12 protein-coding genes are annotated in these 16237 nt (G+C 60.5%); all 12 read right to left on the reverse strand.

Annotated elements, in window-relative coordinates; genetic code table 11:
* Positions 1-44: 44 nt before the first annotated feature.
* Positions 45-1061 carry a class I SAM-dependent rRNA methyltransferase gene (locus ACEN8R_RS28595; protein WP_018930194.1) on the reverse strand — a complete coding sequence of 339 codons (1017 nt, stop codon included), beginning with the start codon at positions 1059-1061 and terminating at the stop codon, positions 45-47.
* Between the two features lie 238 nt (positions 1062-1299).
* The gene (acs, locus tag ACEN8R_RS28600) at positions 1300-3237 is read right to left on the reverse strand and encodes an acetate--CoA ligase (protein WP_018930195.1); all 1938 of its coding nucleotides are present in this window, start codon (positions 3235-3237) and stop codon (positions 1300-1302) included.
* Between the two features lie 229 nt (positions 3238-3466).
* The gene (gene pgi / locus ACEN8R_RS28605; RefSeq protein WP_018930196.1) at positions 3467-5131 is read right to left on the reverse strand and encodes a glucose-6-phosphate isomerase; all 1665 of its coding nucleotides are present in this window, start codon (positions 5129-5131) and stop codon (positions 3467-3469) included.
* Between the two features lie 228 nt (positions 5132-5359).
* Positions 5360-5740, reverse strand: a complete 381-nt coding sequence (panD, locus tag ACEN8R_RS28610) for an aspartate 1-decarboxylase (RefSeq protein ID WP_008153310.1) — start codon at positions 5738-5740, stop codon at positions 5360-5362.
* A gap of 259 nt (positions 5741-5999) precedes the next feature.
* Positions 6000-6860 (reverse strand): pantoate--beta-alanine ligase, encoded by an 861-nt coding sequence (gene panC / locus ACEN8R_RS28615; protein ID WP_018930197.1) that lies wholly within the window; start codon positions 6858-6860, stop codon positions 6000-6002.
* A complete protein-coding gene (panB, locus tag ACEN8R_RS28620) occupies positions 6857-7657 on the reverse strand; it encodes a 3-methyl-2-oxobutanoate hydroxymethyltransferase (protein ID WP_018930198.1) in 801 nt (266 codons plus the stop codon). Before panB ends, panC begins: the two co-directional genes overlap by 4 nt.
* A 272-nt stretch (positions 7658-7929) precedes the next feature.
* On the reverse strand, positions 7930-8415 hold the full coding sequence (folK, locus tag ACEN8R_RS28625) for a 2-amino-4-hydroxy-6-hydroxymethyldihydropteridine diphosphokinase (RefSeq protein WP_018930199.1): 486 nt from the start codon (positions 8413-8415) through the stop codon (positions 7930-7932).
* 3 nt (positions 8416-8418) lie between these two features.
* Entirely contained in the window at positions 8419-9819 is a 1401-nt protein-coding gene (locus tag ACEN8R_RS28630) for a polynucleotide adenylyltransferase PcnB (RefSeq protein ID WP_018930200.1), read from the reverse strand.
* Between the two features lie 866 nt (positions 9820-10685).
* Positions 10686-12125: a sigma-54-dependent transcriptional regulator gene (locus tag ACEN8R_RS28635; protein ID WP_018930202.1), complete on the reverse strand. Its 1440-nt coding sequence runs from the start codon at positions 12123-12125 to the stop codon at positions 10686-10688.
* A gap of 22 nt (positions 12126-12147) precedes the next feature.
* Positions 12148-15102, reverse strand: coding sequence for a sensor histidine kinase (locus ACEN8R_RS28640; protein ID WP_026286733.1), 2955 nt, complete (start codon positions 15100-15102; stop codon positions 12148-12150).
* A complete protein-coding gene (locus ACEN8R_RS28645; RefSeq protein WP_003176118.1) occupies positions 15086-15262 on the reverse strand; it encodes a hypothetical protein in 177 nt (58 codons plus the stop codon). The genes ACEN8R_RS28640 and ACEN8R_RS28645 overlap by 17 nt, the downstream gene beginning before the upstream one ends.
* A 77-nt stretch (positions 15263-15339) precedes the next feature.
* Complete coding sequence (gluQRS, locus tag ACEN8R_RS28650) at positions 15340-16236, reverse strand: tRNA glutamyl-Q(34) synthetase GluQRS (protein ID WP_018930204.1); 897 nt, start codon at positions 16234-16236, stop codon at positions 15340-15342.
* Between the last annotated feature and the right edge of the window lies 1 nt (position 16237).

The raw sequence follows: 16237 nt of genomic DNA on the forward strand, positions 1-16237 counted from the left end.
GCAATCACGCTTTATAGGATTTGTCTGATAACGGGTGTGGATTGTCAGAGCTGCAGGATCAGCGTTTTCAGCGGTGGCTGTTGATCCATTGACGGGAAATCGCCGCCCGGTTTCATCACTGTCCATTCGCGAACCGGACGACCAGCCTTCTCTGCGCAGCGCAAAACCTGTTCACGCCAATCGTCCATGCTGACCTTCGCCAGGTTGTTGCAGCAGATCAGCACGCCGTTGTCGGCGGTGGTCAGCAGCGCCGGTTTGAGCAGGCTCTGGTAGTCGCGCAACAGGTCGACCGTGCCGAAAGCACTCTTGGCCCAGGCCGGTGGATCGAGCAGCACCAGATCGTATTGACGCGGCTCCAGGCGCTGATAGCTCGGCAGTTTTTGCCCACGACGCTGGCTGATCGGCAGGCCGGCCAATTGACGAATCGCCGGGAAGTAATCGGACTGGATGAACTCCATGGTCGGCAATTGCGGGTTAAGCAGACCGTTCTCGCGGCCGACCGCCAGGTTACCTTCGGCAAAGTCCAGGTTGCACACCTCGCTGGCACCACCGGCCGCAGCGCAGAGACCGACGCCACAGGTGTAGGCAAACAGGTTCAGCACACTTTTGTTTTTGCTGTGCGCCTTGACCCAGCCGCGGGCATTGCGCAGGTCGAGAAACAGCAACGGATCCTGGCCGGCATGGCGCCCGCGAACCCGGTAGTTCAGCCCCCATTCGTGGCCGATCAAGTCTTGCAGGGCGGCCTCGTCGGCGCGGTACACAGTGTCTTCGCGGTCGATGCGCGAGTTGCCGCGGGAGCGGTCGTTGTAGACCAGCAGGCTATCGAGGCCCAGCTGTTGATTGACGATTTCGTGCAATTGCAGCAGGGCGTCACGCTCCAGTGACTGATGAAAGCTTTGCACCAGCAGTTGCGGGCCATAGCGGTCGATGGTCAAGCCGCCGGCACCTTCCTGGCTGCCGTGGAACAGGCGATAGCAATCGGTGCCTTGATGATGCAGCTCGGCGAGCAGGTCCTGGCGACGATCAAGGGCGGCGCACAGCGCCTGATTCAAGGAAGACATGCTGGGCGCCTTGCTGGAGGGAATTGGGGGCGCGGGAGTTTAACAGCTCTGGGCTTTGAGTTTGGGTGGCAAATGCGAGGGATGTGGTGACTGTGCCGCCGTCTTCGCGAGCAAGCCCGCTCCCACAGCGGATTTAGGTGAGGCACAATTTTCGTGTTCACTGAAGATCACCTATCGGAGCGGGCTTGCTTGCGCAACCCGCCGAATGGCTCGGCCAAACGGCGGTTGCGCGAGCGATCTACGAGTTCAGGCGTTTGTCGATCAAGCCCTGCACCACGCTCGGGTCGGCGAGGGTCGAGGTGTCGCCGAGGCTGTCCAGTTCGTTGCAGGCGATCTTGCGCAGGATCCGTCGCATGATCTTGCCCGAACGGGTTTTCGGCAGGGCCGGGGCCCACTGGATCAAGTCCGGTTTGGCGAAGCTGCCGATTTCCTGGCTGACATGGGCCAGCAGTTCTTTCTTCAGATCGTCGTTGGGGTCGACGCCGTTCATGGGTGTAACGAAGGCGTAGATCCCCTGGCCTTTGATGTCATGGGGGTAACCGACCACGGCGGCCTCGGCAATGCTGTCGTGCAGCACCAGCGCGCTCTCCACTTCGGCGGTGCCGATGCGGTGCCCGGAGACGTTGATCACGTCGTCGATGCGCCCGGTGATCCAGTAATCGCCGTCCTCGTCGCGGCGCGCGCCATCGCCGGTGAAGTAGTAGCCGGGGTAGGGTTTGAAGTAGGTTTCGACCATCCGTTTCGGATCGCCGTAGACGCTGCGGATCTGCCCCGGCCAGCTGGACTTGATCGCCAGCACGCCACTGCCGGCGCCTTTTATTTCCTTGCCTTGTTCATCGAGTAACACCGGTTGTACGCCGAACATCGGTTGGGTGGCGCAACCGGGTTTGACCCGTTGGGTGCTGACCAGCGGGCTGAGCATGATGCCGCCGGTTTCGGTCTGCCACCAGGTATCGACAATCGGGCAGCGTTGCTCGCCGACCGTATTGAAATACCACTCCCAGGCTTCCGGGTTAATCGGCTCACCGACAGTACCGAGTAAGCGCAGGCTCTCGCGGGATGTTTCCTTCAACGGCCCGGAACCTTCACGCATCAACGCGCGCAGGGCGGTCGGGGCGGTGTAGAAGATGTTCACGTGGTGCTTGTCGATCACCTGCCAGAAGCGCGAGGTGCTGGGGTAGCTCGGTACGCCTTCGAAGATCAGCGTGGTCGCGCCATTGGCCAGCGGCCCATAGACAATGTAGCTGTGGCCGGTGACCCAGCCGACATCGGCGGTGCACCAGAAGACTTCACCGTCGCGATAGTCGAGCACGTATTTGAAGGTCATTGCCGCTTGCAGCAGGTAGCCGCCGGTGGTGTGCAGCACGCCTTTGGGTTTGCCGGTGCTGCCGGAGGTGTAGAGGATAAACAGCGGGTCTTCGGCGTCCATCGGCTCTGGCGGGCAATCGTCACCGACATCGCGCAGGGCCTGGTGATACCAGAGGTCGCGGTCTTCAACCCAATTCACCTGGTTTTGGGTGTGCTCGACCACGATCACACTGCTGACGTGCGGACAACTTTGCAGGGCCTTGTCGACGTTCTGTTTGAGCGGCACGAATTTACCGCCGCGCACGCCTTCATCGGCGGTGATTACGGTGCGGCAGTCGGCGTCGAGGATCCGGTCACGCAGTGAGTCCGGGGAGAATCCGCCGAACACCACCGAATGAATCGCGCCGATCCGCGCACAGGCGAGCATGGCGTAGGCGGCTTCGGGGATCATCGGCATGTAGATGCACACGCGGTCGCCTTTCTTCACGCCACGGCTTTTGAGCACGTTGGCCAGTCGACAGACGTTGTGATGGAGTTTTTTGTAGGTGATCTGGATGGATTCGGCGGGGTCATCGCCTTCCCAGATGATCGCGGTTTGATCGCCACGCTTTTCCAGATGACGATCGATGCAGTTGTAACTGACGTTTAACTTTCCGCCGGCAAACCAGCTTGCGTCACCGGTTTTCAGGTCGTACCGCTGAACGGTCTGCCACGGCGTGCTCCAGTCGAGGAATCGTGTGGCCTGTTCGGCCCAGAAGGTGCTGGGATGTTCAATGGATTCACGGTACAGGCGCTTATAGTCGTCCTGACTCAACTGTGCAGCCCGGCGGACGGCATCGGCTTTGGGGAACGTGCTGATATCGAACATGACGGTTCCTTATTCTTGTTTTGCGACAAGAGGGGAGCTGCGCGACCCTCGTAGGGGCTGCCGAAGGCTGCGATCTTTTGATCTTGTTTTTACAACCAGGATCAAAAGATCGCAGCCTTCGGCCGCTCCTACAGTGATAGCGCACGCCACCGATTTTGCAGTAAACCCGGTGCCGTGGAACTGTCGGTGCTGCAAGTTGAAGGGGCGGGTAAACCGCCCCTTCAGCCTATCACCCGCGGTGACGACCGCGGAAGTAGTTGATCAGGCCTTGGGTGGAAGCATCGTCGGCCGGGGTTTCTTCGCTGCCGACCAGGCGGTTGTAGACGCCTTTGCCCAGCTCTTTACCCAACTCCACACCCCACTGGTCGAAGGCATTGATGCCCCAGACCACGCTTTGCACGAAGACTTTGTGTTCGTACAACGCTACCAGTGCGCCAAGACGCCGCGGGCTGATGCGTTCGAGCACCAGGGTGTTGCTCGGACGGTTGCCCGGGATCACCTTGTGTGCGGCCAGTTTTTGCACTTCATCCTCGGCCATACCCTTGTCACGCAGTTCGGCTTCAGCCTCGGTGCGGGTCTTGCCGAGCATCAATGCCTGGCTTTGCGACAGGCAGTTGGCGTACAGCCACTGGTGGTGGTCGGACACCGGGTTGAAACTGACGATCGGCACGATGAAGTCGGCCGGGATCAGTTGGGTGCCCTGGTGCAGCAACTGGTGGTAAGCATGCTGACCGTTGCAGCCAACGCCGCCCCAGATTACCGGGCCGGTATCGGTGGACACTGGCGTGCCGTCCTGGCGCACGCTCTTGCCGTTGGATTCCATGTCCAGCTGTTGCAAGTGCTTGGTGATGTTGCGCAGGTAGTGGTCGTACGGCAGGATCGCGTGGCTCTGCGCGCCCCAGAAGTTGCCGTACCAGACGCCGAGCAACGCCAGCAGTACCGGCATGTTCTGTTCGAATGGCGCGCTCTGGAAATGCTGGTCCATGGTGTATGCACCGGACAGCAGTTCCTTGAAGTTCGACATGCCGATGGCCAGGGCAATTGGCAAACCGATGGCCGACCACAGCGAGTAACGGCCGCCGACCCAGTCCCACATCGGGAAGATGTTCTCTTCACGAATACCGAATGCCACGGCCGCCGCGTTGTTGCTGGAGACGGCGATGAAGTGACGGTACAGCTCGGCTTCCGAACCGCCCTGAGCCAGGTACCAGGCGCGGGCGGCCTGGGCGTTTTTCAGGGTTTCGAGGGTGTTGAAGGATTTCGACGAGACGATGAACAGCGTGGTCTCGGCGCGCAGCTTCATGGTCAGTTCGTGGAATTCACTGCCGTCGATGTTCGCCAGGTAATGGCAACGCACGCCTTTCTGGGCGTAGGACAGCAGCGCTTCGGACACCAGCTCGGGGCCGAGGAACGAGCCACCGATGCCAATGTTCACAACGTCGGTGATCGGCTTCTCGGTGTAACCGCGCCACAGACCGTCGTGGATACGGCCCACGAGATCGGTGATCTGGTTCAGCACTTTGTGCACGTCGGGCATCACGTTGACGCCGTTGACCGACAGCTTGTCGCCCACCGGACGGCGCAGTGCGGTGTGCAGGGCCGGGCGTCCTTCGGAAGCGTTGACGATTTCGCCCGAGAACAGCGCTTTGATCGCGCCCTTGAGGTCGACTTCGTTGGCCAGGCCCACCAGCAGATTGCGGGTCTCGGCGTTGATCAGGTTCTTCGAGTAGTCGAGAAACAGGCCGCAGCTGCTGAGGGTGAATTGATTAAAACGCTGCGGATCGGCATTAAAGGCTTCGCGCATGCTGAAATCCTGCATGGCTTGGCGGTGGTCATTCAGCGCTTGCCAAGCGGGCAGAGCGGTAACGTCGTGAGGAGTGCGGTAATACGCCATCGCTGCGGTTTTCCTTTTACTTGAACGGCCTTTTGAACACTAAAAATCCCGGAGCGCTGTGGGTGGGCGTCCGGTCAACTGCGTCGACACGATTTCTGGCGCAGGGCGAATACAGTAAACCTCGCGCTGCAATCTGTCTTGACTTTGTCTGACCTGCTCCCGGTACTTTTTTAACATTTAACCAGGAGCGGTCCGACAAACGGAAAGCTGGCAGGGGGGGCGGTCCGGTCAGGCGACCTGAACCGGAATGGCATTGCTGGTGTGGCTCAGTTCGTTGCCCGGCGCCATGTAGAGCATGCGCGGCTTGAAGTTGAGCAGTTCGGCTTCGCTGTAGTGGGCGTAAGCGCAGATGATCACGCGGTCGCCGACCTTGGCCTTGTGGGCCGCGGCACCGTTGACCGAGATCATGCGCGAACCTTCTTCGCCACGAATCGCGTAGGTGGTGAAGCGTTCGCCGTTGTCGATGTTGTAGATCTGGATCTGTTCGTACTCACGGATGCCGGACAGGTCCAGCCATTCGCCGTCGATGGCGCAAGAGCCTTCGTAATCGAGTACAGCATGGGTGACTTCGGCGCGATGCAGCTTGGCCTTGAGCATGATGGCGTGCATGAGTGTTTCCCCGGGTCGGAATCGAACGGGGGGCAGTTTGCCCGAAGGCTTTGTGGGCGGCAATACAGTCTGGAAACGACGCAGATCTAATGTGGGAGCGGGCCTGTGGCGAGGGGGCTTGTCGGAACGCCGCACCGCCCCGTTGGGCTGCGAAGCAGCCCCAAAATCTCTGATGTACCAAAGATCTTGTGAGTGCTATGCACTCAAACGGGGGCAAGCCCCCTCGCCACAGGTTCGCTCCCACAGGGTTTTGCAGTGTTTATGCGGGTGTGTCGAGGTTCAGATGCAGGTTGTCGATCAACCGCGTCGTGCCGAGGAACGCCGCCACCAGAATCACCAGATCCCGATCTTGCGCTGTCGCCGGACGCAAGGTCAGCGCATGGCGAATTTCCAGGTAATCCGGACGCAGGCCAGCGGCTTCCAGTTGCTTGATCTGCTCGTTGATCAGCGTCGGGTAATCGCGCTCGCCCTGTTTGATCGCGTCGCTGATCCGGGTCAGGGTGCGATAGACCTCTGGTGCGATGGCCCGCTGTTCTTCGCTGAGGAAACCATTGCGTGACGACAACGCCAGACCGTCGGTGGCCCGTACGGTCGGTTCGCCGATGATCTGGATCGGCATGTTCAGGTCGTGCACCAGGGCGCGAATCACCGCCAGTTGCTGGAAGTCTTTCTGGCCAAAGATCGCCAGGTCCGGCTGGACCATGTTGAACAGTTTGCTGACTACCGTCGCCACCCCTTCGAAATGCCCCGGACGGCTGGCGCCGCACAGGCCTTCAGACAGTTGTGGAACGCTGACGCGGGTCTGGCCGGCCATGCCGTCGGGGTACATTTCTTCGACGGTTGGGGCAAACAGCAGATGGCAACCGGCCTGGAGCAGTTTCTCCTGATCGGCGGCCAGGGTCCGCGGGTATTTGTCGAGGTCTTCGCCGGCGCCGAATTGCAGCGGGTTGACGAAAATGCTCGCGACCACGAAATCCACCCGTTGGGTGGCTTTGGTAATCAGCGCGATATGCCCGCTGTGCAGGTTGCCCATGGTCGGCACAAAGCCGATGCGCTTGCCTTCGCTACGGGCGCGGGCCACCGCGGCCCGCAGTTCGCGTACGGTTTTTACGGTGTTCATGCAGAGAATCCGTGTTCGATGCCAGGGAAAGTCGCCGCTTTGACTTCAGTGACGTAAGCGCTCAAGGCTGCTTGAATGCTGGTTTGGTCGGTCATGAAGTTCTTCACGAACTTTGGCACGCGGCCGGTCATGGACAAGCCCAGCATGTCGTGCAGAACCAGTACCTGACCGTCGGTGCCACTGCCGGCGCCGATGCCAATCACCGGGATCTTCACCGCCTGGCTGATTTCTTCGGCCAATTCGCTCGGCACGCATTCGAGCAGCAGCATGGCCGCGCCGGCCTGTTCCAGGGAAATTGCGTCGGCACGCATCTGCCGCGCCTGGTTTTCGTTGCGGCCCTGGACTTTATAGCCGCCGAGGATGTTGACCGATTGCGGTGTCAGCCCCATGTGCGCGCACACCGGGATGCCGCGTTCGGCCAGCAGACGGATCGAGTCCGCGAGCCACAATGCCCCTTCAACCTTGACCATGTGCGCACCGGCCTGCATCAACAGGGCGCTGTTGGTCATGGTTTGTTCAATGGTGGCGTAGGCCATGAAGGGCAGGTCGGCGAGGATCAGGGCATCGGTGTTGCCGCGTTTGACGGCTGCCACGTGGTAGGCCATTTCAGCAGTGGTCACCGGCAGGGTGCTGTCGTGACCTTGCAAGACCATGCCGAGGGAGTCGCCCACCAGCAGCACTTCAACCCCGGCCTCATTGCAGGCGTGGGCGAAGGTCGCGTCATAGCAGGTCAGCATGGTGATCTTTTCACCTGTCTGCTTGAGGCTCTGGAGCGTGGTCAGGGTGATGGCTGGCATGAAAAAAATCCTCATTACAGGCGCTATGAAAACTACTGCGAGTAACGCGCGTGATTCGTCATTTATACAGGCGCACCCTCTTTCGTGGTGCTTGTAAGGCCTGGACTGCGCCCTTTAGCGCTGCGTTGGCGGCAGCGGGACGCCTATAGTCGTGAGGAGAACCCGGGAAGTCAATTGCATGTGTTACCGCATTGTTACGTGGGGGGTGTTACCGACGTTACTGATGCGATTCAGCAGATTTGCGATGGGCTTGTATCGTCAAAAGCGGCAACTCAGGCTGCCGGGAGGCGTTCCAGGCCGACGAACGGGCAGGCGGCGAGTAAATCTGCGAGGGTGCGGCCATCAGCCAGGCGCAAGTCCGCTGGTGCCAGTTCGGCCAGCGGATAGAGCACAAAGGCTCGTTCCTGCAGGTGATAGTGAGGGACTTTGAGGCGCGGTTCGTCGATCAGTCGATCGCCGAACAACACGATGTCCAGATCCAGCGTGCGCGGGCCCCAGCGTTCAAGGCGCTGGCGGCCTTGTCCATTCTCGATGGCTTGCAGGGCATCGAGCAGCTCCAGCGGCGCGAGGCGGCTGTCGAGAGCGGCGACCGCGTTGGTATAACGCGGTTGGCCGGGCAGCAGCGAGTCGCTTTGATAAAACCCGGAAACACCGACCAGTTCGGTCTGCGGCAAGCGTGCCAAGGCCTCGACAGCGCTGCGCAACTGTTCGGCAGGGTCAGCCAGATTGCTGCCCATGCCGATGTAGATGCGTTCCATGGCTTATTCGCCTGTCGTGCTCGAAGCGCCGGCAGCGCGTTTGCGTTTGGCGCCGCCACTGCGGCGACGTTTGCGCGGAGCACCGCTGCCGTCGTCCTTGCCGCTGAGTTCGCGGATCATGTCCCGACGTTCGCTGTCGTTGGCGTCCTGATAGTCGGTCCACCATTCGCCCAGGCCATCGGTCTGTTCGCCAGCGCTTTCGCGCAGCAGCAGGAAGTCGTAACCGGCACGGAACCGCGGGTTGTCCAGCAACAGGTCGGCCCGCTTGCCGCTGCGGCGCGGCAGACGCTCCTGCATGTCCCAGATCTCGCGGATCGGCATGGTGAAGCGTTTCGGAATCGCAATACGCTGGCACTGTTCGGCAATCAACTCGTGCGCTGCTTCCTGCATCGCCGGAATCGGCGGCATGCCACGTTCTTGCAAGCGCAGCACGCGGGCCGGCAGGGCAGGCCAGAGCAGGGCGGCGAACAGGAACGCCGGGGTGACCGGTTTGTTCTGCTTGATCCGCAAGTCCGTGTTGATCAGTGCTTCACTGATCAGCGTGTGGGTGTACGTCGGGTTGTATTCCAGCGCCTCGGCACTGGCCGGGAACAGCGGATCGAACAACTGCAGGTCGACCAGCATCTCGAAGGTGTCCGCAGCGTGGCCGGAGAGGAACAGCTTGAGCACTTCTTCGAACAGACGGGCCGATGGAATCTCGCGCAGCATCGGTGCCAGATCGCGGATCGGCAGGGCGCTGTGCTTCTCGATACCGAAATTCAGCTTGGCGGCGAAACGCACGGCCCGCAGCATCCGCACCGGGTCTTCCTGGTAGCGCTGCTTCGGATCGCCGATCAGGCGGATCAGGTGATTGCGGATGTCGTGTACGCCATTGGCGTAGTCGAGAATGCGCTCGCTGACCGGATCGTAATACAAGGCGTTGATGGTGAAGTCGCGGCGTTGCGCGTCTTCTTCCAGGGTGCCGTAGACGTTATCGCGCAGGATGCGCCCGCTTTCGTTGCGGGAAGACTGGTTGCTGTCTTCGTCCTCGTCGTTTTGCGGGTGATTGGCGCGGAAGGTCGCGACTTCGATGATTTCGCGGCCAAAGTGGATATGCACCAGTTTGAAGCGACGACCGATGATCCGCGCGTTGCGGAATTCGGCCCGTACCTGTTCAGGGGTGGCACTGGTGGCGACGTCGAAATCTTTCGGCGTGATGCCGAGCAGCATGTCACGCACACAGCCGCCGACCAGGTAAGCCTGGTAACCGGCGTTCTGCAAGCGTTCGACGATGTTGACCGCGTAACGGCTGAATTGCGCCTTTTGCAGCGAATGTTGGCCGCTATTGAGCACTTCAGGCGTGCTGCGGATGTGTTGCGTACGACGCAGGGGAGAACGGAATGACTGGAACAGCTTCTTCAGCATGGGATGCACTGTTTGAAGGAATGTTCGGCCATAACGAAGAATGACCGCATGATGGGCCGGGATTCTAGCATTTAGTCGGGGGATGGTGTAGGAAGCTGCGCAAGCGCTTGAAGGGAGATGTCTTGAGGGGCGGTTTTGTAGCAGCTGCCGAGCCTGCGTTCGGCGGCGAAGCCGTCGTAAAACCAGAAATTGCGGTGTGTCAGTAGGAACCGGTTGCCCGTATTAGCGACTGCTGCGCAGTCGAACGCAGCCTCGCACTGCTCGGCAGCTGCTACAAGGCAGAGAATGCCAAACGCCAGAAACCACAAGGGGAGCCGAAGCTCCCCCAGAAGTAGTTGCGTGCTCTATTTTTATTATTGGTTTCGGGCTTCTTGTTTTTGTTGAGCGCCCTCGCCATGAAGTTTTCCTTCATGACCCTCCCAATCGGGAGCCAAGAGCAAACGGATTGCTTTGGTCGCTGTGTTGCTATGATCGTGTGATCCAACCAGTTCAGGCACTGCCTAGGGACAGTTTTTTATTATTCTCGGCCTGGTTGCGGGGCAAGCCCCAAATGCAACGCCTCTCCAAAAGAATCAGTTAGCTACGCCTCTCGCCGTCTTGTTTTTATTGTGCGTGAGTCGATTCGTCTTATTTTTATTGTCTTGTGCATTACTTGTTATTGTTCTTGTACTGAACATATAGCAGGGTGCGTGCCAACTTTTGTGAGGCCCAGTAAAACAAGGGGTTAGGCGGGCTAATGGTGTTTTTCGAGGCCAAAAAAAACCGGGGCTTCGTTACCGTAAGCCCCGGCTTCTGTTACGTGAAAAAGCTGAGGTAACAGTTTTTCCACAATGTCACGTGTTACCCGCGCATCTGACAGGCGCGGTTCAGCTCTCGCTGGCCACCCCGGTTTTGCGCCGCGGGATGCCCAGGCGCTGACGGCGTTCCCACAAGCATTTGCGACTGACCCCGAGCTTGCGGGCCAGTTCGGTTTCGGTCATGTGATCCTGATGCTCGAGCACGAAGTGCTGGAAGTAGTCTTCCAGGGACAGATCTTCGGTCGGTTCGTGGCTGGTGTTACCGGCGCTGTTGCCCTGCTGGGGCGCGAGGCCGATGAAATCGTCGTCTTCCAGATCGCTGAGTTCGATGTCGATGCCCAGCAGCTCGGCGGAAATCTCCGGGCTCTCGCACAGAATCACCGCGCGCTCGACCGCGTTTTCCAGTTCGCGAACGTTACCCGGCCAGGAGTAATGCCGAATTGCTTGCTCGGCATCCAGGGCGAATTTCAGATCGGTGCGGTTGACCCGCGCGCTCTGCCGCGCCAGGAAGGCATTGGCAATTTCATTGACGTCCGCACCGCGCTCGCGCAGGGCCGGCAGTTTCAGGGCGATCACGTGGAGGCGGTAATACAAGTCTTCACGGAACTGGCCGATCTTCGCCAGGCTCTTGAGGTCCCGGTGGGTCGCGGCGATCAGGCGTACATCGACCTTCTGCGACTGGACCGAGCCAACCCGGCGGATTTCACCTTCCTGCAATACGCGTAACAGGCGGGCCTGGGCTTCCAGTGGCAGTTCACCGATTTCATCGAGGAACAAGGTGCCGCCGTCAGCCGCTTCCACCAACCCGGCACGCCCGGCGCTGGCGCCGGTAAACGCGCCTTTCTCGTGGCCGAACAGTTCGGATTCGATCAGGCTTTCCGGGATGGCTGCGCAGTTCACCGAAATCATCGGCGCCTTGGCGCGTTTGGACAGGTTGTGCAGGGCACGTGCTACCAGTTCTTTACCGGTACCGGACTCGCCCTGGATCAGGACATTGGAATCGGTCGGCGCGACTTTACGGATTTTGCTGTACAGGTCCTGCATCGGCGGGCAAGAGCCGATGATGCCGATTTCGCCGTTGCTGTTGTCGACACCACTTTTTGCTGCGGCGCCATTGGACGCTTTGCCGACAACCGGCTCACCGCTGGCTTGCGCCGATTGCCGGTCACGCAGGATTCGCGCGACGGCCTGGAGCATCTCGTCGTGATCGAAAGGCTTGGCGATGTAGTCCACCGCGCCCATTTTCATGGAGTCGACGGCCGAACGCAGGCTGGCGTAACTGGTCATGATCAGCACCGGAGTGCCCAGGCCGAGTTTGATCAACTCGGTACCCGGCGCGCCCGGCAGGCGCAGGTCACTGACGATCAGGTCAAACGTGGGAATGCTGAAACGCTCTTGTGCTTCCTGCACGGATCCGGCTTCGCTGACCTGGTACTGGTTACGTTCCAGCAGACGGCGCAAGGCGGAGCGGATAATTGTTTCGTCTTCGACGATCAAAATGTGCGGCATTGATTCGATACTCTCGACGGTCTCAGTTCACAGCGGACGTCGCTTCGACATGACGCGGTAAGGTCACCCGGATACGGGTGCCGCGTTGGCTTTGAACATCAGCCGGGCTGTCGATGGTGATTTGTCCATAATGCTCTTCAACGATGGAATAGACCAGTGCAAGGCCCAGACCGGTGCCTTCGCCAGGATCCTTGGTGGTGAAGAAGGGTTCGAACAGTCGGTCCATGATGCTCGAGGGAATACCGCTGCCTTCGTCTTCGACGATCAGATCGACCGTGTGTTCGCCGGCTTCGCTCTTGACGCGCACTGCACTGCCCGGAGGCGAGGCGTCACGGGCGTTTGAGAGCAGATTGATCAATACCTGGGCGAGCCGCTGCGGGTCGCCTTCGACCCAGTGATCGGGGTCGCACAGGTTGTAGAACTGTACTTCGAAATTGCGCCGGTTCAAGGCCAGCAGGCCGATGGCATCCTGGGCCACTTCCGCCAGACAAACGGGCTCGTCGCTGTGCTGATGAGCGCCCGCGTGGGCGAAGCTCATCAGCGACTGAACGATGCGTGACACGCGTTTGGTCTGCTCGAGGATCTGCCCGCTGATTTCCGTGAGTTCGGCGTCTTCTTCACGTTCTTCGCGCAGGTTCTGCGCGAGACAGGCAATGCCGGTGATCGGGTTGCCGATTTCATGGGCCACGCCGGCCGCCAGTCGGCCAATGCTGGCCAGGCGCTCGGAGTGCACCAGTTTGTCTTCGAGCATCTGGGTTTCGGTCAGGTCTTCCACCAGCAGCACCAGGCCGCTGTTACCCGGTGCCAGCGGTTCGTCGATCGCCGCTTTGTGCAGGTTCAGCCAGCGGGTCTGGCCATCGAGGGCCAGGTGCTGCTTGTGCAAGTGTTCGTCCGGCAGATTGATGAAACCTTGCAGCAGCTCTTTCCATGGATCGGCAATGGTGCTCAGGCGCGAACCGACCACACGCTGCGCGGCAATCCCGGTCAGCTCCTCCATGGCTTTGTTCCACATGAGGATTTCCTGATCCTTGGCCAGCGAGCACACGCCCATCGGCAATTCCTGCAGGGTTTGGCGGTGGTAGCGACGCAGGGCATCGAGTTCGGCGGCAAGGCCGGTGAGGCGCGAGTGGTAATCCTCGAGGCGACTTTCGATGAAGTGGATGTCTTCGGTGACGTAGTTTTCGCCGCCGGCCTTATAGGGCAGGAAGGTTTCGACCATGTCCTGCGCCACGCTCGGGCCCATCAAACCGGAGAGGTTGGCTTCGATACGGTCACGCAAACGACGCAAGGCGTAAGGCCGGCGTTCGTCGAACGGCAGATAAAGGTCACGCAGCGCTTGTTCGACTTCTTTCTGCGCCGCCTTGGCGCCCAGCGGTTTGGCCAGTTGCGTGGCGAATTCCTGAGGCGAGGCGGCATGCAGTTCGCGGCGTTGCGGGCGGCGAACATTGTCCACCGCGCAGGCTTCGGCGGCGCTGGCCTCTTCGGGGCTGGCGTTGGTGAACAGTGAGATCAGAGTGAACATCAGCACGTTGGCGGCCAGCGAGGCAATCGCCGCCATGTGCCAGCTGGTGTCGTCCAGCACGTAAATCATGTTCAGCAACGGAATGTAGAAGCCTTGCAGATTGCCGACCAGTGGCAACAGCATGGTCACCAGCCACACCAGAATCCCCGCCAGGAGGCCGGCGATGAAGCCGCGACGGTTGGCGGTCGGCCAGTACAGCACCGACAACACGCCCGGCAGGAACTGCAACGTGGCGACGAAGGCGACGATGCCGAGGTTGGCCAGGTCCTGTTCCGCGCCCAGCATCAGGTAGAAACCGTAGCCGGCCATGATGATCGCGACGATCAGTGCCCGGCGGGTCCATTTCAGCCAGCGGTAGATATTGCCCTCGGCCGGCGGCTGATAGAGCGGCAGCACCAAGTGGTTCAGTGCCATCCCGGACAGCGCCAGCGTAGTAACGATGATCAGCCCGCTGGCTGCCGACAATCCACCGACATACGCCAACAGTGCCAGGGCTTTGCTATTGGCGGCGATGCCGATGCCCAGGGTGAAATATTCCGGATTGGTGGTGGCACCGAGTTTCAACCCGGCCCAGAGAATCAACGGCACTGCCAGGCTCATCAGCAGCAGGAACAGCGGCAAGCCCCAGCTCGCGCTGACCAGCGAACGCGGGTTGAGGTTTTCGGTAAAGGTCATGTGGTACATGTGCGGCATGACGATCGCCGAGGCGAAGAACACCAGCAGCAGCGTGCGCCATGGGCCTTCCTGCAGTGGCGTGTGCAGGGCGGCGAGGGCGGTCTGGTTTTGCAGCAGCCACAGTTCCAGCTGTTGCGGGCCGTCGAACACGCCATACAGCGCATACAGGCCGACGCCACCAATCGCGATCAGCTTGATCACCGACTCGAAGGCGATTGCGAACACCAGGCCTTCATGTTTCTCACGGGTGGCGATGTGGCGCGAGCCGAAGAAAATCGTGAACAGCGTAATCAGCGCGCAGAAACTCAGGGCCACGCGATGTTGCACCGGCTCGCGGGTGAGGATGCCGATGGAGTCGGCCACCGCCTGAATCTGCAACGCCAGCAACGGCAGCACGCCGACCAGCATGAAAATCGTCGTCAGCGCACCGGCCCAGGTGCTGCGGAAACGGAACGCGAACAGGTCGGCCAGCGATGAGAGTTGGTAAGTGCGGGTGATTTTCAGGATCGGGTACAAAAGCACCGGCGCCAGCAGAAACGCCCCGGAAACCCCGAGGTAGCTGGACAGAAAACCGTAGCCGTACTGATAAGCCAGGCCCACCGTGCCGTAAAACGCCCAGGCACTGGCATAAACGCCCAGCGACAGGGTGTAGGTCAGCGGGTGGCGAATGATCGCCCGGGGGATCATGCCCCGTTCACTGATCCAGGCCACACCGAACAGCACCGCCAGGTACGCGGCGCTGATCAGGATCATCTGGGTCAGGCTAAAGCTCATCGGCATCTTTTTGGCTCTGCAGGATGAAGGTCACGACGATCAGAATCAGCCAGAGCAAATAAGGGCGATACCAGGCGCCAGTGGCGTCGATCCACCAATCCATGATGGCCGGGGAGAACAGATAAATCCCCACTACCAGGAGCAGGACCAAGCGATAGATGTACATCCCGGCCTCTCTCTTTTATGCGCGTGCCCGAAAACGTGCGGCGATGGTAACGGATGGGTGCGCCACTGCAAGTGGCATCACTGCAGTTGCGCTTCAGGCAACGTCAGTGTGCGCGGGATCAGCGACGCATCCCAGTGGGCAATGCCCCAATTCAGCACTTCCCGTGGCGTGGCGTCATTGAGTTCGATAACGGGAGTGTGCCCCAGCGCCCGCAATGCGCGCAGCAACAGCGGCGTGGCCTGATCTTCGGTGAGTGGCGGCGAGCGATAGGACTTTCCGAGTTTGTGGCCGTCCGGCTGGGTAATCAACGGGATGTGCAGGTAGCGTGGTTGCGGCAGGCCGAGCAGTTCTTGCAGATAGAGCTGGCGTGGCGTGGAGTCAAGCAGGTCGGCGCCGCGCACGATATCAGTGATGCCTTGCCAGGCATCGTCCAGCACCACCGCCAATTGATAGGCGTAGAGCCCGTCACGGCGACGAATCACGAAGTCACCCACCTCGCGGCCCAGGTGTTGACGGAATTCGCCCTGCACCCGGTCGATGAAGTGGTATTCCAGCTCCGGTACACGCACGCGGATTGCCGCATTTTCAGTGCCGTGCCCAGCGTTGCGGCAGAACCCGGGATAGATGCCGTGATACGGCTCCAGTTGCTTGCGCGAGCAGGTGCATGCGTAGGCCAGGCCCTGGCTGAACAGGCGATTGAGGACTTCAGCGTAGGCCGCGTGCCGGTCACTCTGTCGGACCATCTCGCCATCCCACTCGAAACCGTAGCTTTCCAGCGCCTTGAGAATCGCCGCCTGAGCGCCGGGCTCCTCGCGTGGCGGATCTAGATCCTCCATGCGCACCAGCCAGCGCCCGCCGACCGAACGGGCGTCGAGGTACGAGGCCAGCGCTGCAACCAGTGAGCCGAAGTGCAGATGCCCGCTGGGCGTGGGGGCGAAGCGCCCGATGTAGGCGGAAGAGGCGATGGCGGTCATA

The sequence above is a fragment of the Pseudomonas sp. Pseusp15 genome (assembly GCF_059492165.1).

Excerpts from the sequence above, each read along its gene's own strand:
- ACEN8R_RS28595 (WP_018930194.1), bottom strand. The coding sequence starts at position 1,061 with ATGTCTTCCTTGAATCAGGCGCTGTGCGCCGCCCTTGATCGTCGCCAG.
- acs (WP_018930195.1), bottom strand. The coding sequence starts at position 3,237 with ATGTTCGATATCAGCACGTTCCCCAAAGCCGATGCCGTCCGCCGGGCT.
- pgi (WP_018930196.1), bottom strand. The coding sequence starts at position 5,131 with ATGGCGTATTACCGCACTCCTCACGACGTTACCGCTCTGCCCGCTTGG.
- panD (WP_008153310.1), bottom strand. The coding sequence starts at position 5,740 with ATGCACGCCATCATGCTCAAGGCCAAGCTGCATCGCGCCGAAGTCACC.
- panC (WP_018930197.1), bottom strand. The coding sequence starts at position 6,860 with ATGAACACCGTAAAAACCGTACGCGAACTGCGGGCCGCGGTGGCCCGC.
- panB (WP_018930198.1), bottom strand. The coding sequence starts at position 7,657 with ATGCCAGCCATCACCCTGACCACGCTCCAGAGCCTCAAGCAGACAGGT.
- folK (WP_018930199.1), bottom strand. The coding sequence starts at position 8,415 with ATGGAACGCATCTACATCGGCATGGGCAGCAATCTGGCTGACCCTGCC.
- ACEN8R_RS28630 (WP_018930200.1), bottom strand. The coding sequence starts at position 9,819 with ATGCTGAAGAAGCTGTTCCAGTCATTCCGTTCTCCCCTGCGTCGTACG.
- ACEN8R_RS28635 (WP_018930202.1), bottom strand. The coding sequence starts at position 12,125 with ATGCCGCACATTTTGATCGTCGAAGACGAAACAATTATCCGCTCCGCC.
- ACEN8R_RS28640 (WP_026286733.1), bottom strand. The coding sequence starts at position 15,102 with ATGCCGATGAGCTTTAGCCTGACCCAGATGATCCTGATCAGCGCCGCG.
- ACEN8R_RS28645 (WP_003176118.1), bottom strand. The coding sequence starts at position 15,262 with ATGTACATCTATCGCTTGGTCCTGCTCCTGGTAGTGGGGATTTATCTG.
- gluQRS (WP_018930204.1), bottom strand. The coding sequence starts at position 16,236 with ATGACCGCCATCGCCTCTTCCGCCTACATCGGGCGCTTCGCCCCCACG.